At 60.9% G+C, this 22,156-nt stretch carries 19 protein-coding genes and 1 pseudogene; 8 read left to right on the forward strand and 12 right to left on the reverse strand.

The genetic code is table 11. From position 1 onward, the window contains the following. The first annotated feature begins 159 nt into the window (after positions 1-159). Positions 160-4,308, forward strand: a complete 4,149-nt coding sequence (locus ACZRN6_RS24250) for a CheR family methyltransferase (RefSeq protein ID WP_464009029.1) — start codon at positions 160-162, stop codon at positions 4,306-4,308. 160 nt (positions 4,309-4,468) lie between these two features. Here ACZRN6_RS24250 and ACZRN6_RS24255 read toward each other — a convergent pair whose 3' ends face one another. From ACZRN6_RS24255 to ACZRN6_RS24275, 5 genes and pseudogenes are all read right to left on the reverse strand, one after another. Beyond that, positions 4,469-4,708, reverse strand: a complete 240-nt coding sequence (locus ACZRN6_RS24255; protein ID WP_322145042.1) for a hypothetical protein — start codon at positions 4,706-4,708, stop codon at positions 4,469-4,471. Positions 4,709-4,796: 88 nt separating this feature from the next. Then, positions 4,797-5,930 (reverse strand): annotated as a pseudogene (locus ACZRN6_RS24260) (carboxylate-amine ligase). 6 nt (positions 5,931-5,936) lie between these two features. Beyond that, entirely contained in the window at positions 5,937-6,917 is a 981-nt protein-coding gene (locus tag ACZRN6_RS24265) for a methyltransferase (protein ID WP_464009030.1), read from the reverse strand. Positions 6,918-6,936: 19 nt separating this feature from the next. After that, a complete protein-coding gene (locus ACZRN6_RS24270; protein ID WP_464009031.1) occupies positions 6,937-8,316 on the reverse strand; it encodes an iron-containing redox enzyme family protein in 1,380 nt (459 codons plus the stop codon). 426 nt (positions 8,317-8,742) lie between these two features. After that, entirely contained in the window at positions 8,743-9,642 is a 900-nt protein-coding gene (locus tag ACZRN6_RS24275; RefSeq protein ID WP_464009032.1) for a LysR substrate-binding domain-containing protein, read from the reverse strand. A gap of 175 nt (positions 9,643-9,817) precedes the next feature. Between ACZRN6_RS24275 and ACZRN6_RS24280 the strand changes: the two genes are divergently transcribed. Further along, positions 9,818-10,420 carry a glutathione S-transferase family protein gene (locus tag ACZRN6_RS24280; RefSeq protein ID WP_464009033.1) on the forward strand — a complete coding sequence of 201 codons (603 nt, stop codon included), beginning with the start codon at positions 9,818-9,820 and terminating at the stop codon, positions 10,418-10,420. Positions 10,421-10,520: 100 nt separating this feature from the next. On the opposite strand, the gene ACZRN6_RS24285 is transcribed toward ACZRN6_RS24280, so the two are convergent. Next, positions 10,521-11,561: an AraC family transcriptional regulator gene (locus tag ACZRN6_RS24285; protein ID WP_322145036.1), complete on the reverse strand. Its 1,041-nt coding sequence runs from the start codon at positions 11,559-11,561 to the stop codon at positions 10,521-10,523. A gap of 304 nt (positions 11,562-11,865) precedes the next feature. Between ACZRN6_RS24285 and ACZRN6_RS24290 the strand changes: the two genes are divergently transcribed. From ACZRN6_RS24290 to ACZRN6_RS24300, 3 genes are read left to right on the forward strand one after another with little or no spacing between them, the layout of a single operon-like run. Continuing rightward, positions 11,866-12,279, forward strand: a complete 414-nt coding sequence (locus tag ACZRN6_RS24290) for an ester cyclase (protein ID WP_322145035.1) — start codon at positions 11,866-11,868, stop codon at positions 12,277-12,279. 38 nt (positions 12,280-12,317) lie between these two features. Next, positions 12,318-13,112 carry an SDR family oxidoreductase gene (locus ACZRN6_RS24295; RefSeq protein WP_445575418.1) on the forward strand — a complete coding sequence of 265 codons (795 nt, stop codon included), beginning with the start codon at positions 12,318-12,320 and terminating at the stop codon, positions 13,110-13,112. 59 nt (positions 13,113-13,171) lie between these two features. Further along, positions 13,172-14,059, forward strand: coding sequence for an EthD domain-containing protein (locus tag ACZRN6_RS24300; protein ID WP_464009034.1), 888 nt, complete (start codon positions 13,172-13,174; stop codon positions 14,057-14,059). Positions 14,060-14,096: 37 nt separating this feature from the next. Here ACZRN6_RS24300 and ACZRN6_RS24305 read toward each other — a convergent pair whose 3' ends face one another. The 3 genes from ACZRN6_RS24305 to ACZRN6_RS24315 form a co-directional block, all read right to left on the reverse strand. Further along, the gene (locus tag ACZRN6_RS24305) at positions 14,097-14,438 is read right to left on the reverse strand and encodes a Rieske (2Fe-2S) protein (RefSeq protein ID WP_322145032.1); all 342 of its coding nucleotides are present in this window, start codon (positions 14,436-14,438) and stop codon (positions 14,097-14,099) included. 65 nt (positions 14,439-14,503) lie between these two features. Further along, the gene (locus tag ACZRN6_RS24310; protein WP_464009035.1) at positions 14,504-15,550 is read right to left on the reverse strand and encodes an aldo/keto reductase; all 1,047 of its coding nucleotides are present in this window, start codon (positions 15,548-15,550) and stop codon (positions 14,504-14,506) included. 30 nt (positions 15,551-15,580) lie between these two features. After that, positions 15,581-16,276, reverse strand: a complete 696-nt coding sequence (locus tag ACZRN6_RS24315) for a nuclear transport factor 2 family protein (protein WP_464009036.1) — start codon at positions 16,274-16,276, stop codon at positions 15,581-15,583. 303 nt (positions 16,277-16,579) lie between these two features. On the opposite strand from ACZRN6_RS24315, the gene ACZRN6_RS24320 reads away from it, so the two are divergent. The 3 genes from ACZRN6_RS24320 to aldA are packed head-to-tail and all read left to right on the forward strand — an operon-like array spanning position 16,580 to position 20,504. Further along, positions 16,580-17,821 carry a cytochrome P450 gene (locus tag ACZRN6_RS24320; protein WP_322145029.1) on the forward strand — a complete coding sequence of 414 codons (1,242 nt, stop codon included), beginning with the start codon at positions 16,580-16,582 and terminating at the stop codon, positions 17,819-17,821. A gap of 29 nt (positions 17,822-17,850) precedes the next feature. Beyond that, entirely contained in the window at positions 17,851-19,065 is a 1,215-nt protein-coding gene (locus tag ACZRN6_RS24325; protein WP_464009037.1) for an alpha-hydroxy acid oxidase, read from the forward strand. After that, positions 19,062-20,504: an aldehyde dehydrogenase gene (aldA, locus tag ACZRN6_RS24330; protein ID WP_322145026.1), complete on the forward strand. Its 1,443-nt coding sequence runs from the start codon at positions 19,062-19,064 to the stop codon at positions 20,502-20,504. Before ACZRN6_RS24325 ends, aldA begins: the two co-directional genes overlap by 4 nt. A 42-nt stretch (positions 20,505-20,546) precedes the next feature. On the opposite strand, the gene ACZRN6_RS24335 is transcribed toward aldA, so the two are convergent. The 3 genes from ACZRN6_RS24335 to ACZRN6_RS24345 are packed head-to-tail and all read right to left on the reverse strand — an operon-like array spanning position 20,547 to position 22,152. Continuing rightward, positions 20,547-21,293: an SDR family NAD(P)-dependent oxidoreductase gene (locus ACZRN6_RS24335; protein WP_322145025.1), complete on the reverse strand. Its 747-nt coding sequence runs from the start codon at positions 21,291-21,293 to the stop codon at positions 20,547-20,549. A 31-nt stretch (positions 21,294-21,324) separates the two neighbouring features. Next, on the reverse strand, positions 21,325-21,585 hold the full coding sequence (locus ACZRN6_RS24340) for a cytochrome C oxidase subunit IV family protein (protein ID WP_322145024.1): 261 nt from the start codon (positions 21,583-21,585) through the stop codon (positions 21,325-21,327). Positions 21,586-21,588: 3 nt separating this feature from the next. Further along, positions 21,589-22,152 (reverse strand): cytochrome c oxidase subunit 3 family protein, encoded by a 564-nt coding sequence (locus ACZRN6_RS24345; RefSeq protein WP_322145023.1) that lies wholly within the window; start codon positions 22,150-22,152, stop codon positions 21,589-21,591. Positions 22,153-22,156: the final 4 nt, after the last annotated feature.

Consider the following 22,156-nt stretch of genomic DNA (forward strand, 5'->3'; position numbering starts at 1 on the left):
CACCTCAACCGAATGGTGAGGGTTGATCGAGCGACGTTAAAACGTTCTATGGCAGGCCGTTTATGAGCTATATTCCGCACTCCCTCCCATCCTCACCCCGTCTGAATCGAGACCGTGTGATAACGGTTTTTTAGCGCGCTGTTAATCAAGGTTTTCCTAATGAAGTCTGCCCCACCGCGGTCCCCGAATGTTCCGCAACGCAAGGACCTTACGCCCAGCAACCTGAGCTTTCCGGTCGTGGGCATTGGGGCATCGGCGGGCGGGCTGCAGGCGGTCAAGGCATTCTTCGAACACATGCCCAAAGACTGCGGCATGGCCTTCGTGGTGATTCTGCACCTGTCCCCCGACCATCAAAGCGTGGCCGACAAAATCATCCAGGAATCGACCCGGATGCCGGTCACCCAGGTTACCGACACCACGCCGATCGAAAAAAACCACGTTTACGTCATCTCCCCCGCCCAACATTTGGCGATGAATGATGGCTACCTGGCGGTAACGCCTTCCGTGCGCGAAGGCGGCTCGCACATTGCGATCGACCTGTTTTTCCGCGACCTGGCGGACACTCACAAGGAGCGTGCATTTTGCGTGATCCTTTCCGGCACCGGCTCCGATGGCGCAGTGGGGTTGTCGCGCATCAAGGAACAAGGCGGAGTGACCCTGGTACAGACGCCGGAAGACGCCGAGTTCGACGGCATGCCGCTGGCCGCCATTGAAACGCAGATGGTCGACCTGATGCTGCCGGTGGTGGAAATGCCGCAGAAACTGCTCGAACTGTGGCGTAACGCTCAATCGATCATCCTGCCCACGGCCAATGACCCCGAGATCCACACCACTCCGCCCGCGACCGAACGGGATGTTGCCGTAGCCGAACAGCTGCTGCTGGACATCCTGATCCAGTTGCGCGCCAGCACCGGCCACGACTTCAAGCACTACAAGCGGGCCACGGTGTTGCGCCGCATTGAGCGGCGCCTGCAGGTGACCGCCCAACCGGACCTGGCCAGCTACTACAATTTTCTGCAGGCACACCCCGAGGAAACCAAGGCGCTGCTCGGCGACATGCTGATCGGCGTCACCAACTTCTTTCGCGACCGCGAGGCGTTTGAAGCGCTGGAGCGCGATGTGATTCCCAACCTGGTGAAATCACTCGAAGACAGCGTCCCGCATCGCGAGGAAGTGCGTATCTGGTCGGCCGGTTGTTCGACCGGCGAAGAAGCTTACAGCTTGGCGATGCTGGTCGCCGAGCAACTGGTGCTGGACGCCAGCGGGGCAAAGATGCAGGTGTTCGCCACCGATATCGACGAGCGCGCGATCAGCCATGGCCGCAATGGCGTGTACCCCGAAGCAATCATCACCGACGTGCCGCCCACGCGCCTGCGTCAGTATTTCTCCAAGGAGAAAAACCAGCACTATCGCGTGCGCAAGGAAATTCGTGAAAAGGTGTTGTTTGCCAAGCACAGCCTGATGGCCGATCCGCCGTTCTCGCAGATCGACCTGATCGTGTGCCGCAACCTGCTGATCTACCTGGACCGGGAAGTGCAACGGGACATCCTGCAGATGTTCCATTTCGCCTTGCGCCCCGGCGGCTATCTGTTCCTCGGTTCGTCGGAATCAGCCGACGGCTGCCTTGATCTGTTTGTGCCGGTGGACAAGCGCAACCGCATCTTTCGTGTGCGTGCCGGTTCGACCTCAATGCGCCGCGCGCCCACCATGCCGCGCGGTGGCTACTTGCGTCCCAACATCCTGCCGGTCACCGCTGAAATCAAGGCGCCGACGAAGCTATCGTTCGCCGAAATTCACATGCGCGCGTTGGAAAAAGCTGCGCCACCCAGCGTCATCGTCGATGTACACGCCGATATCTTGCACATCAGCGAAGGGGCCGGTCGCTTCCTGCGCTACGTAGCAGGGGAAATGACGCGCAATTTGCTCGCGCTGGTGCACCCCGACCTGCGCCTGGATATTCGCACGACGCTGTTTCAGGTGCAGCAGTCCAACCTGCCGGTCACCTCGCGCAAAGTGCAAATGGAGCGTGGCCAGGAATTGTTCACGGTGGACATCACTGCCCTTCCCTACCGGGATGATGCCACCGAAAGCGATTTTGTCCTGGTGATATTCAAAGAAACCCAGGTCGACTCGCAGCAATCGGGCGAGTCCACCGTCAACTTCGTCGAAAACCAGATGATGAGCAATCTGGAACGTGAGCTGCAGCGTACAAAGTTGCACCTGCAGGACACCATTGAGCAATCGGAAGTCTCCAGCGAGGAACTCAAGGCCTCCAACGAAGAGATGCAGGCGGTCAACGAAGAGTTGCGTTCGGCCACTGAAGAGCTGGAGACCAGCAAGGAAGAGTTGCAGTCAATCAACGAAGAACTGCTGACGGTCAACTACGAACTCAAGACCAAGGTTGAAGAAACCGACAAGGTCAACGACTACCTGACCAACTTGATTGCGTCCACCGACATCGCCACCGTGTTCGTCGACCGCAATATGCGCATCCGCTGGTTCACTCCACGTGCGACCGATATTTTCAGCATGCTGCCGGTCGACACCGGGCGCTCCTTGACGGATATCACCCACCGCCTCAACTACCCGGAAATGGCCAGCGACGCGACAAATGTCTTTGAATCATTGAGCATGATCGAGCGCGAAATCAGCAGCAAGGACGAGCGTTGGTACATCGCGCGTCTACTGCCTTACCGCTCCAGCGAAGACCATATTGACGGAACCGTGTTGACCTTTATCGACATCACCAAACGTCGCCTGGCGGAGGAAGAGCTCAGGCTGGGCGAGGAGCGCATGCGCCTGGTGGCCGAAAGCACCCATGACTTTGCCATCATCATCCTGGATGACCATGGGGCTATCACCGACTGGAACACCGGCGCGGAACTTATCTTCGGTTACACCAAAGACGAAGTGCTGGGCGCTTACTACGACCTGATCTTCTCCCCGGAGGACCGCACCGACGGCGTGCCGGAAAATGAACTGCGCGCGGCCCGCGAGCATGGCCGGGGTGAAGACGAGCGCTGGCATGTGCGCAAGGACGGCAGCCGGTTCTATTGCAGTGGTGAAGTCACCCAACTCAAGAGCGACAGCCTGCGCGGCTACGTCAAGATCGCCCGGGACCTCACCGGCCATAAACGCATTCATGACGAGCAGCATAAGCGGCTGATGGAAACCCAGACCAATAGCCATCTCAAGGACGAGTTTTTCGCGGTGATGTCTCACGAGCTTAAACACCCGCTGAACCTGATCCAGCTCAACGCCGAATTGCTGCGCCGCCTTCCGGCCACCAAGTCGGCGGGCCTGGCGATCAAGGCCGTTGATACGATCTGCGAGGCCGTTTCCAGCCAGGCACGGATTATTGACGACCTGTTGGACGTGGCACGGGTGCGAACCGGCAAGCTCAAGCTGAAGAAACAGCCTGTCGATCTGGCCAAGACGCTTCAGGACATCTACAACGTGGTGCTCATCGATGGCCACCGTTGCCAGGTGACGCTGGATATTTCCCTCGCGCCGCAGGCGACGCTGCTCGTCGATGCCGACCCTACGCGGCTTGAGCAGGTGATTTGGAACCTGGTCAACAACGCACTGAAATTCACCCCGGACGATGGCCGCGTCCAGTTGATACTGAGCCGCGTGGATGGGCATGCGCAGCTGGACGTCATCGACAGCGGCATTGGGCTGGCCGAGGAAAGCCTGGATAAGATTTTCGACCTGTTCAGCCAAGCGGAAAACCAGCACCAGACGCACCAGCGCGAAGGCCTGGGAATCGGCCTGTCACTGGTACGCCAGTTGGTGGAGGCTCACGGTGGTCATGTGAGCGTGCACTCCAAGGGGCTGGGCTTTGGCTGCGCGTTCTCGGTGCTGTTGCCCCTGAGCGAGCAGCAAGACGATCTACCGGTCATCCCGGAAACCTCAGATGAGGATAACCGTCTCGGCGGACTGACAGTCCTGCTGGTCGACGACTCCGAAGACGTGCTGCTCGTGCTGCAGATGCTGCTTGAAATGGAAGGTGCCGACGTGAAGGCCTTCGGCGATCCGCGACTGGCACTTGAAGCCGCGAACACCAGCCGGTATGACCTGATCATTTCGGACATCGGCATGCCGGCCATGGACGGCCATGAGTTGATGAAAAACCTTCGCAAGCTGGATCACTTGCAGGCCACGCCATCCATTGCACTTACCGGCTATGGCGCCGCAAGCGATCAGAAAAAAACCGCCGCCTCCGGCTTTAATCATCATGTCAGCAAGCCGGTGGCTCATGAGTCGCTGATTGAATTGATCAATAGTTTGCGCAGCGCGCGCGATTAAGGACAGGCGCTCACGTTATCGTTGCTGGCGCCGCGCCAGCAACGAATACAGTTTATTGGCACTTTCCTGCAGCGCATCTTCAACCCGCTGATCAGGATAGATTTTTCGGCAGATAGGGCAGCACGGGGCATACCCTATCGATACCGTATGCGCACGGCATTCAATCCTCACCGTCGTAATCCGGCCCGGGCACGATGTCGATGCCGGGGGTGCCGTTCGGCGGAGGCTGCGTGCCTTCGAGCGTGCCTCGACGGTGTTGCGGGTCATCGGGATGATCCCAGTCGGTCGTGGCGTTCGGGTCTTCATCACGTCCTGCGGTGCCGACAGCGAAACCGTCGTCATTGGGCTCTTGAGATTTTTTTACCGGGGCGGCCTCGGTGTTCGACGGGTCATGTTTCATGGCGAAATTCTCCCATTTACCGGGTATGGATCTGTTTCGAGTCGCCTGTGAGAGTCAAGTGCAACGCAAAGGACGAATGGCATGTAGGTCAACTCGCCGGAACCACCTGTCCCTCCCGGCTCTCCGCCAACAGCCCGTCTACCACGGCCGGCCAGCGTTCCTCGGCCGGCGCCGCGCTGGCTTCATACCAAGCTGACTGGCGTTGCGCGCTGGTGCCATCGCGCAGTATTTGCCGGGCCTTAATAAACACGCCCTCCTCGCCCAGCGCTCGGGCAGTGGCGCCAAAGCGTTGCTCTGCCAATGTCAGCCATTGTTCAAGCGACAGCACCGGCGTCTCGGGCGCAAGCACAAAGCGCCCCTGGTGCCCCCAACGCCTGGCCTGATGCCGGTTTTCCTTGAGCAGCCAGTGGCACTCGACACTGTATTGACTGCCAGGCGCCGGTAACAGGCAGGCATATTTGACCATCACCCGGAACAGCCCGGCCAAGGCCAGCGCGTCGCTCAAACGCGGGCACGCGTCAGTCATGCGCAACTCCAGCGTCGGGTAGCTCAAAGAGGGTCGGCAACCCCACCAGATATTGGCGTCGCTGGCCACCGCGCCGGTTTGTTTGAGTAAGCCCAAGTAGTGCTCGAAACCGGGCTCATCCAGCAGGTATTCGGGGATGCCCATACGCGGCCACTCGTCACACACCACTTGTCGATAGCTGCAATAGCCACTGGGTTGGCCCTGCCACAACGGCGATGAAACACTCAGGGCCAGCAGCATCGGCAACCAGGGCAATACCTCGTTCATCACCGCGATGCGATCGACACCTGCCGGGATCTCTGCGTGAACGTGCAGACCGTTGAGCACGCTACGCTGCGCGACGATTCGGAACTCATCGAACAACCGCTGGAAATGCGCCTGCGGGGTAGCCCGTTGCGCCTGCCAACCAGCCATTGGGTGCGCGCCGCTGCTGATAAACCCTAGCCCGTGTTCGGCCAATGCCTGGTCCAGTTCCCGGCGCACGCGGCCAAGGTAGGTGGCAGCGTGTACGGCATCGTCAAACACCGGCGATGCCACTTCGACCTGGCCCTGGAACATCTCATAGGAAAAGCCCTAGCCAATGGCCTCGCGACAGGCTGTCAACACCCGCGCCGACGGCTCGGCAAGCAGGCGTCGGCTGCGCAGATCGATGATGAAATATTCTTCTTCAATGCCAAAGCGCTGTCCGCGGTCCATGGCCACTCAGCTCAGGCGGGTAACGGTCAGCGCCACCGCGGCAATGCGCTCGACCCGCTCGTAGCCGGGCTTTTCCAACTCTTCGCCGAACACGTCGGGGTCCAGTTCGCGGTAGGTCCAGCCAAAGGCGTCGCTGCTCAACACGGCACGGGCGGCCTCAAGAAACGCATCGCGACCGTCGACCATCGCCACGCCGGTGTAGAGCAACAAGGTGCCGTCGCGCGCCAGGCGCGGCAACGCTTCACGCAGAATGCGCAACGACAGCGCTTCACCCAGTTCGCCGCCGCCATGGCGGTAGGCCCGCTGTTGACCGTCCTTCATGTAGGGCGGGTTGGCGAGGATCAGATCAAAGCAGCCGTCGACGCTGTCGAGTACGTCGCTGTGGTACACGCTGACGTTCGGCGTCTCGGCCAGTTCGGCATTGACCGCGCTCAGGCGCAGCGCCCTGGGGTTGATGTCCACCGCCAGCACCTCAGCGTCATGCCGTGCGCGCGCCACCAGTAAGGCGCCGGCGCCCGAGCCACAGCCGATGTCCACGGCGCGGCGGATCGGCGCAAAGCGCTCGCGCAGGCAGTCATCAATGACGCCGGCAAAACGGTAGGTGTCGGGGCCAAAAAACACCGAGTCCGCGTCCTCGGTTGGAAACGCCGAATGCGCCAACAGCAACGGGCCCAGGGTCGACCAGCGTACCGTGCTGTGCCAGCGCCCGTGCGCCTTGACGACAATGCCAGCTTCTTGCAGCTCCCGCCATTCGGCAGGCTCGAACACCTGCGCATCAAAGGGTCGCGACCAACCGAAGATCCCGCGCATGTCGCGGGCCGGCGCATTAGCCAAACGGGCTATGACCCGTTGGTGGGTCAGCGGCGTGGGCGTGATAAAGCGATAGTCATCCGCCTGCAAGCGGCGGCCCAGGTGCAGCAGCGCACGGTCGGCACGGGATTGGGCCGATGAAATGGGCGGCGATGAGTACAGCAGCGAATCAACCATGGGCGCATTCCTTTGTCAGTCAGCGCAGGCCTGCGCGCAGTTGAATAAAATGCCGAGTGGCGAACAAGCCGGCGGGGCGATGATGACGGTCAGGGCGCAGCCACGGTAGCAACAGGGCTAACTGCTGCTCGCCGTTGTGCGACGCCAGTGCCTCTCGGAGTGTATGCATTTCGGGGTCGTCGGCGGTGCTTGCGTTCGCGTCTGGCGACACGGGCAGCGCCGGGCGTGGGCGCGCAATAGGTTTTGCATCGCACCAATCCCCAGCGATCCAGTCGCGCAGCAATTGTTTTTCATAGCCACTGAACACGCCGAACATGGCGGCCCCCGCGCCGTCGATCAATTGCCAGAAACGGCTGTCTTCAGGGGCCTGGTGTCGCTTGATCCAGCCCTTGTCCTGCAGGGCTTGCAGGAAACCGCGAACCTGCCCCGGTTGCGACAGCCACTGATTGACAGTCTTGCCTTCAAAGCGGCAGTAATCGGAATGCATGTGCTGGCCGAACGGGCGCTTGCGCTCAAGCATTGCGACCAGTTCGTGTTCCAGGTCAAACGCCTTAATGACGGCCGTGGAGCCAACGCCAAGGTCGTTCAGCTGGTAACCGCGGCGCACCCGTTGCCAATACTCGGTCGCGTCCATACCTTGGGGCATCAACGCCAGAACCGCTTGCACCGCGCGGCGGGCGTGGCCGCTGCTGGCGTTGTCGATGGTCACATGAAGGCTGAAATAATAGGGGTCGATGCCCAGCTCCGTGAGCTCGTAGGCGCAGATGAGCAGGTGCAGCGGCAGTTGTTCATAACCCAGGTTATAGCCGACGATTTCCGGCATGTACCCCTGGGCGCTGTGGCCCAGCGCCAACTGGATGGCGCCTTGGTGGAAGTGCTGATCTTGCCAGTCGAAATCGCCGTCGCAACCTTGCTCGGCCAACAGGCGCTGGTAAATCGCGACATGGTTCTGTGCCGACTCGCCGTCGCCGAGCTCTTCCAGGTAGGTGGTCAAAAGCCCGTCGTAGCGATAATCCGGCCAGTGCGCAAGCACCCCGTAGAGCCAGGCACCGTCGACGTGTTTGGTCGGCGCCACGCATTGCAGGAAGTACAGGGCGTGAGCTTTATTTTGGAAATAGCGGCGGTCGTCGCCTTGCTGTCGACCTTGCAGGTAACGCGCGTATTCCTGGGCAACTGCCGTGCAATTGTGTTCAACCCACTCCATCAGTTGATGAGGCGACGTGGGCAACGGCGCGTCTTCAGCGGGCCCGACGAGTTCCAACTGCGCCTGCAGGAAATCCGCCGCCCGCTGCGCAGATTTGGCGTCCCAATCGGCAAGCAAAGATTCGTACTGAATGCGCAAAGCACCCTCATGCAGCCACTGGCTGGACGGACTTTTCAGGGTTTGAAGGACAGTCATGAAAGGCTCCTTGGGTGGCGGACCCGGCACATCCGCCAGCCGCCAACGGCAGGTAAGTACACGCCGAGTGCAACGGGACAAAACAGGAAAGCTATGTAACCGGGCAATGCAGGCATGGCAGGCTCCATCCGCATATTTTTATTTGGGCCTCGGCGACTGCCGACACCTATTACGGGGCGTTTTTTTCGCCTCTATTACGAAAGAGCCGCACACTGCGCGAAAATTCCATCGGCGTGCGCCAACGCCTGACCAAGTGATAGGTTAGCCCGCCGCCCGCAGCGACGGCTGCGCCTGCCCAACGAAGTGGGCGAACACCGCATGTTGGGTGTTGATATGGGCAGAACTTGGCGTTGAGTGCCTGGAGGTCATGCATTGGCACGAGTTGATCGGCCGGATGCCTGGCGGCGGTATCGGGCAAAGCCTCTTTCAGGGGTCTTTTTTCAGTTGGGCAAGGTAACGGTCCACTTCCCCGGACAACCAATGGGAGAACTTGCGCTGCTTGTCTTGCGAACTTTCCCTGGGCGGCCACACCAGCCAATAGGGATAGGCATACGGCGCACTGATGTCACACACCTGGACCAGCTCTCCCCGCTCGATGGCGTCATGCACCAGGCTGCGCCGCTCCAGCGTGATGCCCTGCCCCAGGCGGACCGCCTCCAATACCAGGTTGGAGTCATTGCTGCACAACCCCTTGCGTTCGCTGCCCATCTCGACGCCCGCCGCCTCGCACCACGGCAGCCAGGATTCGGTGTTGTAGATGATCTTGCTTTCAATGACCTGTTGCGGTGTCTGCGGCAAGCGTCCGCCATTGAAGTGAGGGGCGGCGACAACGACGATTTCATCATGGAACAACAGCTTCTGATCTACGCCCTCCCAATCACCCTTGCCCATGCGGATGCCAATATCCACCGATTCCTGATGCAGGTTGGAGATCGTCAGGCTCGCTTGCAGCCGAATGCTGATATGCGGGTAAAGCTGCTGAAAACCCGGTAGGCGCGGTAATAGCCAGGACCGGCCGAACGACGGTAATACCGCCACCACCAACTCGCCCATCCTGGGTTGTGCCTGGACCAATCGCGTGGCCTCGGCGATATCTCCCAAGGCTTTGCGGATCTGCAGCGCATACAGTCGCCCATCCTCGCTCACACGCAAGCCACGCCCCTCGCGTACGAACAGGGTCACCCCCACAATTTCCTCCAACACCTTGAGCTGCTGGCTGATCGCTGAATGGGTGACGTGCAACTCCTTGGCCGCCAGGGTGACGCTTCCCAACCTGGAGGTGGCCTCGAAACTGCGCAGGCAGGTCAATGGAGGAAATGCGCTCATGTAAGTAAAACTAACCTATTCTGGTAAAAACTTTCGATATTGCGTGGACCTCTCTCGCTATAAAGTAACCTCGATTAAACAATCCTGCCAGTTGCAGGAGGTTCCCGTTACACCGTCAACTCCTCAAGCACCCTCACTGCACTTTGAAAATCACCCTGACGTAAATGGAGGCTTCATGAAACTGGTCGGCATGCTGGACTCGCCCTACGTGCGCCGCGTTGCAATTTCCCTGGATCTGTACGGCATCGAGTTTGAGCATCAGCCGCTCTCGGTATTCAGTACCTACGACGAATTTGCCAGGATCAATCCGGTCGTGAAGGCCCCCAGCCTGGTGCTGGATGACTCAACCGTGTTGATGGACTCAAGCCTGATCCTTGATTACTTCGAAGCGTTGGCGCCAGCCGACAAGAAGTTGTTGCCACAGCAGGCCAGCGCGCGCGCCCAAGACTTGCTATTGATCGGCCTCGCCCTGGCCGCCTGTGAAAAAACCGTACAGATTGTTTACGAGCATAATCTGCGCCCCGCAGAAAAACTCCACGAACCCTGGCTCGACCGAGTGACTGGCCAGTTATTGGCGGCCTACTGCGCCCTGGAAAAGCGCTTGGCCCACGGCGCTGACAAAGCGCTGACCCAAGGTGCCCTAACCGCCGCAGTGGCCTGGTCCTTCAGCCAGTTCACCGTTGCTTCAGTGGTCAACGCCGGGACGTTCCCGCATCTGCAGCGCCATGCCGAGCGACTTGAAGAACACCCAGCCTTCAAGCAATACCCCATCGAATAAGCGCACGGTACTGCGAGCCGGCACTCCAGGACCTGTTTTTTTGAGGGCCAACATCACCTGAATGGTCGTTCAACGGCGTGGCCAATGAAACGGCTCGCCCCTACCCCGCCAGCGCGCTCTCTTCGGTCCAGCGGTGCAGGCTGGGTGGCGTGTCCTTGTGCTGGGCCAGGCTGGGCCGGCGGCCCGTCCAGCGTTTGAACGCACGGGAAAAGGTACTCGCGTCGGAAAACCCGAGCATGGAAGACACCGCTTGCACCGTGACATCCGAGCCACTCAGGTATTCGTAAGCCAGCTCCTCGCGCAAGCGGTCAAGCACTTCCTGGAACGTGGTGTTCTCGTCCTTCAAGCGGCGCAACAAGGTCCGCTCGGTCATGTGCATGCGCTCGGCGGTGCCGCGTCGCGAGATCTCCCCTTCAGCAAATTGCTGAACCAGGCAATCACGCACTTTTTTGGAAAAACGCTCAGACAATTGCGCCATCTGCGTCACCGCCATGCTGTCGAGCAGTGCGGCCAGTTGCTCGTCCGCCGAGAGAATGGGGCGCGTCATGTCACAGCTGTTGAAGACGATGCAATCGTTCTCCTGGCCGAAATGAATCGGGCATTTGAGGATCTTGGTATAAGCCTTGATATCCTCTGGACGCTCATGCCGAAAATGCACTTCGTGGGGCACCACCTGCTTGCCGGCGATCCAACTGCTGAAACACACCAGCCCCGCTACCACGGTGTCGATGGTGTGAAAAATCGGCGGGGCGCCGCCGGTGTCGAAATTGAAGCTGATGGATAATTTACCGCAGTCCTCGGTCAGGGTGACCGTCGCCGAGTTGGAGATCAGCTTGGCGTAGCGCGCGAAACGGTTCAGGGCATCACCCAGGGTGGCGCTGCAGCTCATGGCGTAGCCAACGACGCTGAAGGTCGAAGGACGGATTTGCGAGGCTACTTTCAGGCCGAAGTAAGGGTCTGCGGTTTCCTGCACGGCGGCCCGCCATAAACGGCTGACGGTTTCCTGCGAGTAACGGTTGCTTCCTGCGTTGAGACCGGCGGGGTCCATGCCCACCTGTTGGAAAATCTTTTCGTGGGGTATGCCCGCGACGTCCAGCGTGCGTGCAATGGCCAATACCCAACCCGAAATTCCCGACTTCATCGCGCCTCCTCAGGGCCCCACGGCTAATCGCGCCAAGGCCTTAATCTTATTTTTGTTCGCTGAATTACGCACAGCTTTCCATGCTTGTCAACAAAGCCCGCGGCAACGCCTGAAACAGAGCGTTCGGTGCTGTCACAAGGGTTTTTGATACCCGGCGCAGACGCTGGGTGACATTGTCACGTTCGGCCATGGCCTGGCATTTCGTGCCATCGCAGCAGGCCTTGAGCGGGAGTAAGGTAACCGGGCTTACAACAACGTCCTGCATCCCCAACAACAATAATCCACGCCTCAGGAGTAGCTCTGCATGAACCTGCAATGGTCCCAATATTGGATAGGCCTGTTTGCCAACGGCACCGACGAATTGATGACGCTGTATTCGGACAAGTTTGAGTTCGAGGACGTCAACTTCGACCTGCGCATCAACAATGACCTGCCTGCCTTGCGCAAATTTTTTGAAGGGTTCGAAATCGCCGACCCGAGCCTGTCGTACAACCGCTTTGAAGTGTTCGACTACGTGGGTGACGAAACCCTGGGTTCTTTCCAGTGGACCTGGGAAACCAAACACGCCGGCGATTTTCTCGGCGTGCCGGCAGCCGGCAAAGTCACTAAAACCCGAGGCGTCACCGTGATGGGCTGGAAGGACGGCAAGATCATCCTCGAACGCAGCATCTGGGATGCGATCCCGGTGTTCCGGCAATTGGGCGCTGTGCCGAGCTGACCTCGGCTCAACCCCATCAACTTTTCGGGATACAGACCATGGCTGCGGATATCTATCACGAGCTGTTTTCACTCAAGGGCAAGACCGCGCTGGTCACCGGCGGCGCCAAGGGCGTCGGCGCGCTGATCAGCAAGACCCTGGTGCGCGCCGGCTGCCGGGTGTTCATCAGCGGCCGCTCGCGCGACGCGGGTCAACGGCTGGTCGATGAATTGGCCGAACACGGCGAGTGCACCTTCCTGCAGCACGACCTGGCTGACGCCGAGCAGGTCCAGGCCTTGGCCAGGGAACTTGCCGAGCACAGCGCGTCGCTGGATATTCTGGTCAACAATGCCGGGACCTTCAACGCCGAGCCATTGGGCAGCGTCAGCGAAAAAAGCTGGGATGACCTGATGGGGCTCAACGTGCGCACGCCGTTTTTGCTGATCCAGGCGTTGTTGCCGTTGCTGGGTACAAAGGCGAGCACCGCCGACCCCGCGCGCATCATCAATATCGGCTCCATTGGCGGCCTGATGCCGCAGAGCAACGGCGCCTACGCCTACGGGTGCAGCAAGGCGGCCTTGCACCAACTCACGCGCATGCTGGCCTCTGACCTGCGCGTGCGCCATATCAACGTCAATGCGATTGCCCCCGGCTACTTCCCCAGCGACATGACCGCAGGCTTTTTTGAGGCGGTGCCCAACCTGGAGCAAACCATGCTCGGGAAAATCCCGGCAGGGCGTTTCGGCAGCCAGGAAGACATCGGCGGCATGGTCGTGTTTCTCGCTTCACGGGCAGGTGCCTACCTGACCGGCACCGTCACCGCGCTGGACGGTGGCTTTCTTGGCGCGGCCTAGCGCTACTTTCTCTTGGTGAAGCCGGTGAGTCCTTGCACTCACCGGCCAGGAACCCCTTTATGACCCCAGTGACCACGCTCGCCTTATTGAGCAAAAAGGACGCCCTGCCCGCCCGTTTGTTCTTCCGCTATTGGCGCGATGTCCACGGTGTGCTTGCAGCGCGTATTCCGGGTTTCCAGACCTACACGCAATTTCACTTGGGCGCGGTGGTGCGCAATCTGGCGCTGCCCACCCATGTCTCGCGTTCGTGGCCTGTGGCTGCGCGGTTCCATGGCCTGGCCGAAGTTGGCTTCGCCAATACGGCTGCGCGTGAGGGGCTGGCCAACAGCAAAGTCGCCGCACTGATCCAGGCCGATGAGCGTTACCTGTTCAAGACGTCGCTGCTCTATAACCTGGAGCCAGGTGCCAGCCGCAGTTATGCGCAGGCCGAGGCAGGCGCAGAGAACGCGGGGTTTGTAATGCTGCTGGGGTTGCGTGCCGGGCACAACCCCAAGGCGCTCATCAATACAATCGAGCAGTGGCTGATACCGGCATTGCGTGCTGCCCCGGCTATCGGCGCCCTGCATGTACATGTGCTGGGCAGTGGCGACCCGAGCCAGTGGCGCACCCCTGGCGTCGACAACGAAGCCGGCGCCGCCACCACCTTTGAGGCGGTGCTGCGCATTGAAGGCGTCGACAGCCAGTTGACCCTCGACAGCATCAAAAATGCCTGCGCCGCCGGCAGCCATCAAGACTTTATGGCGGTAGGCAAGTTGCACCTGTACCGCGTCGATGCCCGGCACGTGATGGTGGAAAACGCCCGGCCCACGCATTTGGGCCTGCGCGGGCTGGATGCCCTGCAAACCATTATCCTTGCCGGTGCAGACCTGCAGTTGCAGAGCGCCGTGGTCCGCACCCTTTACGGCGTCAGCCTGCCCGGCCCCCGACCCAAAAAAATGGGCGTGTAACCACACGCCCATTGTGTTCCAGCGCTTGGCGTCGGGGTCAGACGCGCACCAGGATATCGTCACCGTCGATACGCACCTCGTAGCGCGCCAGGTTAATGCACGGGTCGTCCTCGCAAACCCCCGTCTGCAGGTTGAATTGCCAGCCGTGCCACGGGCAGGTCAACAAGTGCCCCTCAACGATGCCTTCGTGCAAAGGCCCCTCTGCATGAGGGCAGATACCCGCCGTGGCAATAACAGCGTCCTGTACCACAAAAACGGCGACTGCCTGCCCGTCAACGATGCCCGCCACCGGCTCACCGCCACGCAGCGCGGCAACCGAACCAACCCGCCGAAACTCACCCGAGCTGGCGATCAGCCGGGCACTGTCTGGTGTACTCATGCAACTCTCCTCACACGTTCTTGTTATGCCGGGCAGGCGCATAGCGGCCCTGCCTGCGGCTGTGGTCAACGACGGCCAGGAAACCGCCGCAGGTCAAGTTGGTCGAACATTCCGCCATACCCCAGCGACATGGGCATGTCCCACCCCAGCATCGAGTAGGGGTGCCCGGCATCAAAGGCGCTGGCCTGGTCCAGCTCTGCAAGCGTCACGGCATCAAGCTCAAGCTCGGCCGCCTGCAGGTTCTCGTGGACCTGTTGCGCACGGGTCGCGCCGATAATGGGAATGACCCCGCGCGACATCACCCACGCCAACGCCACCTGGGACGATGAGCACTGCAAACGGTCCGCCACCCGGTCCACCGCCAGGGCGATCCCACGGTTACGCGCATCCAGTGCCTGCAACTGCATCGAATCCAGACGCTTGGGGCCCTCATGCGGTTGTTGCCGCGTGTACTTGCCGCTGAGAATGCCGCCCGCCAGCGGCGACCAGGCCGTAACGCCGATGTCATAGGCGTCAGCCAATGGCAGGTGCTCGCGCTCGACCGAACGCTGCACCAGGCTGTATTCCACTTGCATACAAGCAATCGGCGCCAGGCCGCGCAGCTCGTGGAATGCCTGGGCACGCGAGACCACCCACGCCGGCACATCGGACAAACCGATGTGCAGGATCTTGCCGGCACGGATCGCGTCATCCAGCGCACGATGGACTTCTTCCACCGGCGTAGTGAAATCCCACCAGTGGACTGAATACAGGTCGATGTAATCGAGCCCCAGCCGCTGCAGGCTGGCGTCCAGCGACTGGGTCAGGCTTTTGCGGTGCATGCCCGCAGCGTTCGGGTCACCTTTTCCGGGCACGGCATTGGCGTATTTGGTCGACACTACAAAGCGTTCACGATCATCGGCCACCAGATGGCCGACAATCCGCTCACTTTCACCACCGGTATACATATTGGCAGTGTCAATAAAGTTCCCACCGCCCTCCACAAAGGCCTCGAACACACCACGGGCCTGGGCTTCAGAGCGCGACCATTCGGCACCGGGGCCAAACGTCATGGTACCCAGGCAAATTTGCGAAACACGTAACCCACTGCGACCCAGAATCGAGTAGCGCATGTTCAGCTCCTTTCTCGGTTGACGGTGGGCTCAGTTGTTGCGCCAGGCTTCGTCCGGTGGGGGGATCAACCCCAGCTGTATCGCGAATTCTCGAAAGTTCCAGTGGGTACGGCAGCGCACGATCTTGCCGTGGCGGTAGAACTGCGTGGTGGTGCCACGGGTCACGGTGGTCTTGCCTTTGGCCGGGATGCCAAAGAAATCGGCGTTATGCCGGGCTTTCCAGATCCACTGCATGTACCCCCACTCGTCGTATTCGAAATCGGCGCCCAGGCGCATGTTGTCCGTCAGCCGGTGGTAGTCCTGCTCGGCCCAGCCGGCGGGCGTACCGGCCTCGCGCAGAGTGGCTTTGGAGACGGGCACGGTGTTTCCGTCATAACTGATCACTTCAAACAGGTGCTCACCGAACTCGGAGTCGGGGCCGGAGTTGTTGAACACCACGAAGGCTTTGTACAACTCCTCCTTGGTGGTGATGGTCTGGCCAAACTCGATGTCTTCCCAGACAAAATCGTCGGCGTAGTAACCCAGCACCTCATCGGCGCCCTTCTCGAAGAACGCTGTGACCCAGTCCTGCGCCGTGGTGAAACTCTTGCGGGCGTGGCCACCGCCCAGGGCGCTGGCACCTTCGACGTGGGTAAGCGGTGCCGGCGTGCGCAAAGTACGGATGAATTCGCGCTGGTGCGGGTCCAGGTGCTCGTCGTTGAGCTGGTTCGCATAAAGAATGTGCATACACGTGTCCTCTTATTGTTCTGGGATGAATCATCAAGCCGTTTTCACGCTCGACACTTATAACGGCCCCCACTGCGGCCGCCCGTTGCTTTAAATGCCAGCGGCAGGCGGTTCGTGACAATCGTTGGGCCGCCCTTGCGCCCGCAAACCCCTTGGCAGCGCTCGCGCAGCGAATGGCACAGGCAGTGCGGCGATGGCGCGTATTGCCATTGAGCAAAGTGGCAACGAAGGCATAGCGTGTAGAGGCGAACCCGGATACCTCTCGGGAAATAAGAATAAAAGTCCACAGCGCCGGAGAAACCCATGAATCAGTCACATGCTGTCCAGGACGGCGATATCGCCACCAAGACCTACGACCCCCTGGACCATGACGTCAAACAGAATCCCTATCCGTTCTACAACCAGTTGCGGCGCGATGAGCCGGTGAAGTGGCTCGAAGGCATGCAAGCGTTCGCAGTGGCCAGCTACGAGGAGGTCGATGCACTGCTCAAGAACGGCAAACTCTACAGTTCGGCGCAGTTCTGGCCGGCACTGCTCGGGGAGTTTGACCCGGTGCCAGAGGTACCGCCGATGATCTCCATGGACCCGCCGAACCACATCCACCTGCGCAAGATCGCCAACAAGGCGTTCACCCCGAGCAAGATCCAGGCGCTGCAGGAACGCGCGAACAATATCGCGCATGAGTTGATCGACGACATCATTGCCAAGCACGGTAACGAAGGTGAATGCGACTGGGTCTGGGACTTTTGCGCGCTGTTCCCGGTGACGGTGATTTCCGAAGTACTCGGCGTGCCCACCGAACGCCGCGCGGAGTTCAAGGTATGGGTCGACGACACCCTGGCCGCCGCCAATCGCGCCGCTTATGACGCACCGCGCCTGGCCCAGATCAAGGCCAATTCCGAACAGTTGCGCGCGTTCATGGAAGACATCATCGCCCTGCGCACCGCCGAGCCTGGCAACGACATCATCTCGACCTTGATCCAGGCCGATGTCCAGGGTGAGAAACTCAGCCATGTGCAAGTGCTGTCGATGGCCGTGCTGTTGCTGATCGGCGGCGTGGAAACCACCACCAACCTGCTGGGCAGCACGTTGACCCTGCTGCACCGCTACCCGGACGTGGAGCGACGCGTGCGCAACGACCCGAGCCTGATCCCTGCGCTGCTTGAAGAAGTGCTGCGCTTTGAACCGCCCGTGCAGATGATTTTCCGGCATACCACCGAAGACACCGAGCTGGCAGGCGTGGCCATTCCCAAAGGCTCCACCATCATGCCGTTGCTCGCTTCAGCCAATCGTGACGAGAGCAAGTTTCCCAATGGCGAGGTGTTCGATATCGACCGCAAGGTCAGCGTACCGATCATGTCGTTCGGCCAGGGCCCGCACTTTTGCCTGGGCAGTTACTTGAGCCGCATGGAAGCCGGCAAAGCACTGGAGGTGGTATTCAAGCGCCTGACCCTGCTGGAGCCGCTGTCCAAGGACGTGCATTGGATCGACTCCTACTTTGCCCGCGGGCCCCATGAACTGCGCGTACGTTTCAAGGCTCAGTAAGCCTCATCCTTCAACAAGGGGGTGGGCCTATGAGCCGACTTGAAGACTGCTTCAACGTGGGGGATTTCGCGGCGGCGGCCCGGCGCCGCTTGCCGGCGCCGCTGTTCCACTACATTGCAGGCGGCGCCGACGATGAACTGACGCTGCGCGCCAATACCGAGGCTTTTGCCCGCTACGACCTGATGCCGCAGTACCTGCACGATATCCGCAAGGTCGACATGCGCCGCAGCGTGTTTGGCTGCCCGCTGGAATGGCCACTGTTGTTGTCGCCCACCGGCATGACGCGTGTATTTCACCCTGCCGGCGAGTTGGCGGTGGCGCGGGAAGCAGCCCGGGCCGGTGTGGCGTACAGCCTGTCGACCATGGGCACCACCAGTATCGAAGCCGTTGCCCAGGCCTGCAGTGGGCCAAAGATTTATCAGCTGTACCTGCTCAACGACGACGGGCTGAACCTGCACATGATCGAGCGCTGCAAGGCTGCCGGTTTCGATGCGATCTGCCTGACGGTCGACACCATCGTCGCCGGCAACCGCGAGCGCGACTTGCGCCATGGTCTCACCGTGCCGCCGCGCCTGAACCTGAAAAACCTCTGGTCCTTTGCCCAACGCCCGCACTGGTGCCTGGATTACCTGGTGGGTGGCGGGATCAGCCTGCCCAATGTACCCACGCCCGATGGCGGCGACCTGGGCACACTGGCGGCTTTTTTTGCCGCAAAAATGGAACAGAACATCACCTGGGCGCGGGTAGAACGGCTGATGCAGCATTGGGGCAAGCCGTTCGTGATCAAAGGCCTGCAATCGGTCAGCGATGCGCGTAACGCGGCCGCCGCCGGGGTGCATGGAATCATCGTTTCCAACCACGGCGGGCGCCAGCTTGACGGCACCGCCGCCACCGTGGACCTGATCGCCAACATTGTCGACGCCGTGGGTGACCAGCTGGAAGTGGTCCTCGACGGCGGCGTACGGCGTGGCAGCCATATCGTCAAGGCGCTGGCCATGGGCGCCCGCGCCTGCATGCTCGGCCGCCCTTACCTCTACGGTCTGGCTGCTTTCGGCCAGCCCGGTGTGCAACGCGTACTCAGCCTGCTGCGCCAGGAGACGGCGCGCACGCTGGCCCTGCTTGGCTGTGCCAACCTCGATGAGATCAACCGCCAACACATCACCGTGGCCGGCAAGCTGCCGCATTTTTTGGCCGCCACTGATCACCCGCCACTCTCAACCACTTTGCTTCGGAGCGTGAAATGACAAGCCCTGAATTTACTTTTCAGCACTACCTCAATGGCCGTTTTATCCCAGGTTCGGGCCAACGTATCGAGGTGTTCAACCCCTCGACCCAAGGCCTGATCGGTTCGATTCCCGATGGTGATGCGGCGCTGGTCGACGAAGCGGTTGGCGCCGCACGCGCGGCCCAGGACAGTTGGGCCGCCCTGCCCGCCAATGAGCGCGGCCAGTACCTGCGACGCATGGCCAAACTGGTCCGCGAGAACCTGCCGCGCCTGGCACAGGTCATCGCCATCGAACAAGGCAAGGTCATGCCGCTGGCGGAGCTTGAGGTCGCACTGGCCGCCGAATACCTGGACTACAACGCCGAGTGGGCGCGACGGCTTGAGGGTGAGATCGTCGCCAGTGACCGGCCCAAGGAAAACATTCTGTTGTTTCGTCGCCCAATGGGTGTGGTGGCCGGCATCCTGCCGTGGAATTTCCCCTTGTTCATGGTGGTGCGCAAGGTCGCCCCGGCCCTGCTGACGGGCAATACGGTGGTGATCAAGCCCAGTGAGGAAACCCCATACAGCGCCTACGAGTTCGCGCGTATTGTCGAACAGGCGCAATTGCCCGCCGGCGTGTTCAACCTGATCGGCGGCGTGGGCGCCAGTGTCGGCCAGGCGCTGGTGGCCCACCCCTTGGTGGATATGATCAGCTTCACCGGCAGTTCAGCCGCGGGCGCAGCAATCATGGCCAACGCCGCGCGCAACATTACCAAGGTCAACCTGGAGCTGGGGGGCAAGGCCCCGGCGATCATCCTCGATGATGCCAACATCGACCTGGCTGTGGCTGCCATGAAGGCCACTAAAAGCCTGAACAGTGGCCAGGCCTGCAACTGCACCGAGCGGGTCTACGTACAGCGTGGCGTGCAGGCCGAGTTCAACGAAAAGCTCGCGGCGGCGTTCGAGAGTATTCAGTTCGGTGACCCCCTGGGTGGCCGCCCCGTCGAAATGGGCCCGGTGATCAACCGCGCTGCCGTCGAGCGCCTGGGCCTGCTGGTGGATGACGCATTGGCCAAGGGCGCGCAGATCCTCACCGGCGGCAGCGGCCTGGACAGCGATAACGGCTGTTTTTTCAAGCCGACGGTGATCGCCAATACCCACGCCGACATGCATATCCTGCAACGCGAGATCTTTGGCCCGGTGGTCATGGTCGACACCATTGAAGACCTCGACGAGGGCATTGCCCGCGCGAATGACAGCGAGTACGGCCTGAGCTCGTCGATCTTCACCAGCAGCCTGGCCAGCTCGATGCACGCCATCGGTGCGCTGAAATTTGGCGAGACCTACGTCAACCGTGAGAACTTCGAGGCCTTCCAGGGTTTCCATGCCGGTGTACGTCGTTCCGGTATCGGCGGCGCGGATGGCAAACACGGTCTGTACGAGTACACCCACACCCAGGTCGCCTACATCCAGGGCTGACCCAGGCGTCGAGCCGCGCAATGCGGCTCGACGTTCAACCCTTCAAGTCGCCAACGCCAGCTCAATCCCCCTGATCGATGTGCCCGTGCTCCAGCCGCCGTCTACCGAGAGGATTTGCCCGGTGATGTAGCTGGCGTCGTCGCTGGCCAGAAAATGCACCACGGCGGCCAGCTCTTCGGGCTGGCCGATACGGCCGAGCAAGGCAAACACCGCGGCGTTCTTGCGCACCATATCTGGCGCTTCGCTCATGGCCATCGGCGTTTCAATGATGCCGGGCGCGATGCAGTTGACCCGGATACCGCGCGAGCCGTATTCAACCGCCGCCGTTTGCGTCAATGCCATGATCGCGCCCTTGGTGGCGGCGTATTCACCCCACTGGGCAAACCCGCGCACCGCCGTGATCGATGAAAAATTGATGATCGAGCCACCTGCCGTCATGCGCGCCGCGGCGTGCTTGATGCCCATTTGCACGCCCATCTGGTTGACGCGCCAGAACCGCTCGGAGCGCTCCAGGTCCGCGTCGGCCAGCAAGTGCCCGCTGGAGATCGCCGCGTTGTTCACGTAAATGTCCAGGTGCCCGGTGCGGTCCATCACCTCGTCACACAGCGTGGCGATAGCAGCCTCGTTGGCCACATCGACATGCCGGTAATGGCAGCCGTCTTCGCTGGCCTGGGTAACGTCGGCGATCCAGACCTGCGCGCCGGCCTGGCGCAAACGGCGCGCGGTGGCGGCGCCGATACCGGATGCACCGCCGGTGACGATGGCGTTCTTGCCCGTGAGATCAAACATGGGAATCTCCTGTTGTTGTTTTTCAGATAAGTCAGATAAGGATGAAACTGGCGATCAATAACGCGCTGACCACCAGCAACCAGGTACCGAACACCGCTTGCCAAATGCGCGGGGCGCCAAACAGCTCCATGAACCAGAGCATGACCAGCGCGATTTTCAGCGCCGCCAAACCCAGGATGGCCGCCGGAGCCCACTGTTCACCGGCCTGCAGCGCGGCAACCCAGGCGCCGCCCGCCGTGGCGAGCATCAGCGCCAGCCACACGGCGCCTAGACGGTTGAAGAACAGTTCCATGGGTTACTTCGCCAGGTACAGAAGTGGAAAAAGCATGATCCAGATGAGGTCGACCATGTGCCAATAGGTGGCGCCTGTTTCCAGGCCCGAGGTTCGTCCGCTGTCGTAGGCACACAGGCCGGTGTTGCGCGCCAGGATGGCCAACACCACGCTACCCGCCAGGACATGCAGAAAATGAAAAAATGTCAGGCTGAAATACAACGTGAAGAAGCTGTCGGTCAGCGGCGTGATACCCCTGGAAAACTCCTGCCCGTACTCCACCAGCTTGACCGCGGCAAACACCAGCGCACAGCACAGCGCCGCGACCAACAGGCGCTTGCCGGCGCGCGTGCGCCCCAGGCGAATGGCATGCACGGCCTGCGCAACCAGCCAGGAGCTGGTCAACAGCACCAGCATGTTGCACAGGCCAAGGGCCACGTTCAGTTGCGCCTGGGCGGCGGCAAACAATTGGGGTTGCCTGGCCCTTTCCATGCCATAGGCCAAAAACAGAACGCTGAAGAACAGCATGTCCAGCAGAATGAAAATCCAGATCCCCGGCACGCCGGGTAATACACGGGTCCTATTCATCACG

Source organism: Pseudomonas sp. A125 (assembly GCF_055409485.1).

Excerpts from the sequence above, each read along its gene's own strand:
- ACZRN6_RS24250 (WP_464009029.1), top strand. The coding sequence starts at position 160 with ATGAAGTCTGCCCCACCGCGGTCCCCGAATGTTCCGCAACGCAAGGAC.
- ACZRN6_RS24255 (WP_322145042.1), bottom strand. The coding sequence starts at position 4,708 with ATGAAACATGACCCGTCGAACACCGAGGCCGCCCCGGTAAAAAAATCT.
- ACZRN6_RS24265 (WP_464009030.1), bottom strand. The coding sequence starts at position 6,917 with ATGGTTGATTCGCTGCTGTACTCATCGCCGCCCATTTCATCGGCCCAA.
- ACZRN6_RS24270 (WP_464009031.1), bottom strand. The coding sequence starts at position 8,316 with ATGACTGTCCTTCAAACCCTGAAAAGTCCGTCCAGCCAGTGGCTGCAT.
- ACZRN6_RS24275 (WP_464009032.1), bottom strand. The coding sequence starts at position 9,642 with ATGAGCGCATTTCCTCCATTGACCTGCCTGCGCAGTTTCGAGGCCACC.
- ACZRN6_RS24280 (WP_464009033.1), top strand. The coding sequence starts at position 9,818 with ATGAAACTGGTCGGCATGCTGGACTCGCCCTACGTGCGCCGCGTTGCA.
- ACZRN6_RS24285 (WP_322145036.1), bottom strand. The coding sequence starts at position 11,561 with ATGAAGTCGGGAATTTCGGGTTGGGTATTGGCCATTGCACGCACGCTG.
- ACZRN6_RS24290 (WP_322145035.1), top strand. The coding sequence starts at position 11,866 with ATGAACCTGCAATGGTCCCAATATTGGATAGGCCTGTTTGCCAACGGC.
- ACZRN6_RS24295 (WP_445575418.1), top strand. The coding sequence starts at position 12,318 with ATGGCTGCGGATATCTATCACGAGCTGTTTTCACTCAAGGGCAAGACC.
- ACZRN6_RS24300 (WP_464009034.1), top strand. The coding sequence starts at position 13,172 with ATGACCCCAGTGACCACGCTCGCCTTATTGAGCAAAAAGGACGCCCTG.
- ACZRN6_RS24305 (WP_322145032.1), bottom strand. The coding sequence starts at position 14,438 with ATGAGTACACCAGACAGTGCCCGGCTGATCGCCAGCTCGGGTGAGTTT.
- ACZRN6_RS24310 (WP_464009035.1), bottom strand. The coding sequence starts at position 15,550 with ATGCGCTACTCGATTCTGGGTCGCAGTGGGTTACGTGTTTCGCAAATT.
- ACZRN6_RS24315 (WP_464009036.1), bottom strand. The coding sequence starts at position 16,276 with ATGCACATTCTTTATGCGAACCAGCTCAACGACGAGCACCTGGACCCG.
- ACZRN6_RS24320 (WP_322145029.1), top strand. The coding sequence starts at position 16,580 with ATGAATCAGTCACATGCTGTCCAGGACGGCGATATCGCCACCAAGACC.
- ACZRN6_RS24325 (WP_464009037.1), top strand. The coding sequence starts at position 17,851 with ATGAGCCGACTTGAAGACTGCTTCAACGTGGGGGATTTCGCGGCGGCG.
- aldA (WP_322145026.1), top strand. The coding sequence starts at position 19,062 with ATGACAAGCCCTGAATTTACTTTTCAGCACTACCTCAATGGCCGTTTT.
- ACZRN6_RS24335 (WP_322145025.1), bottom strand. The coding sequence starts at position 21,293 with ATGTTTGATCTCACGGGCAAGAACGCCATCGTCACCGGCGGTGCATCC.
- ACZRN6_RS24340 (WP_322145024.1), bottom strand. The coding sequence starts at position 21,585 with ATGGAACTGTTCTTCAACCGTCTAGGCGCCGTGTGGCTGGCGCTGATG.
- ACZRN6_RS24345 (WP_322145023.1), bottom strand. The coding sequence starts at position 22,152 with ATGAATAGGACCCGTGTATTACCCGGCGTGCCGGGGATCTGGATTTTC.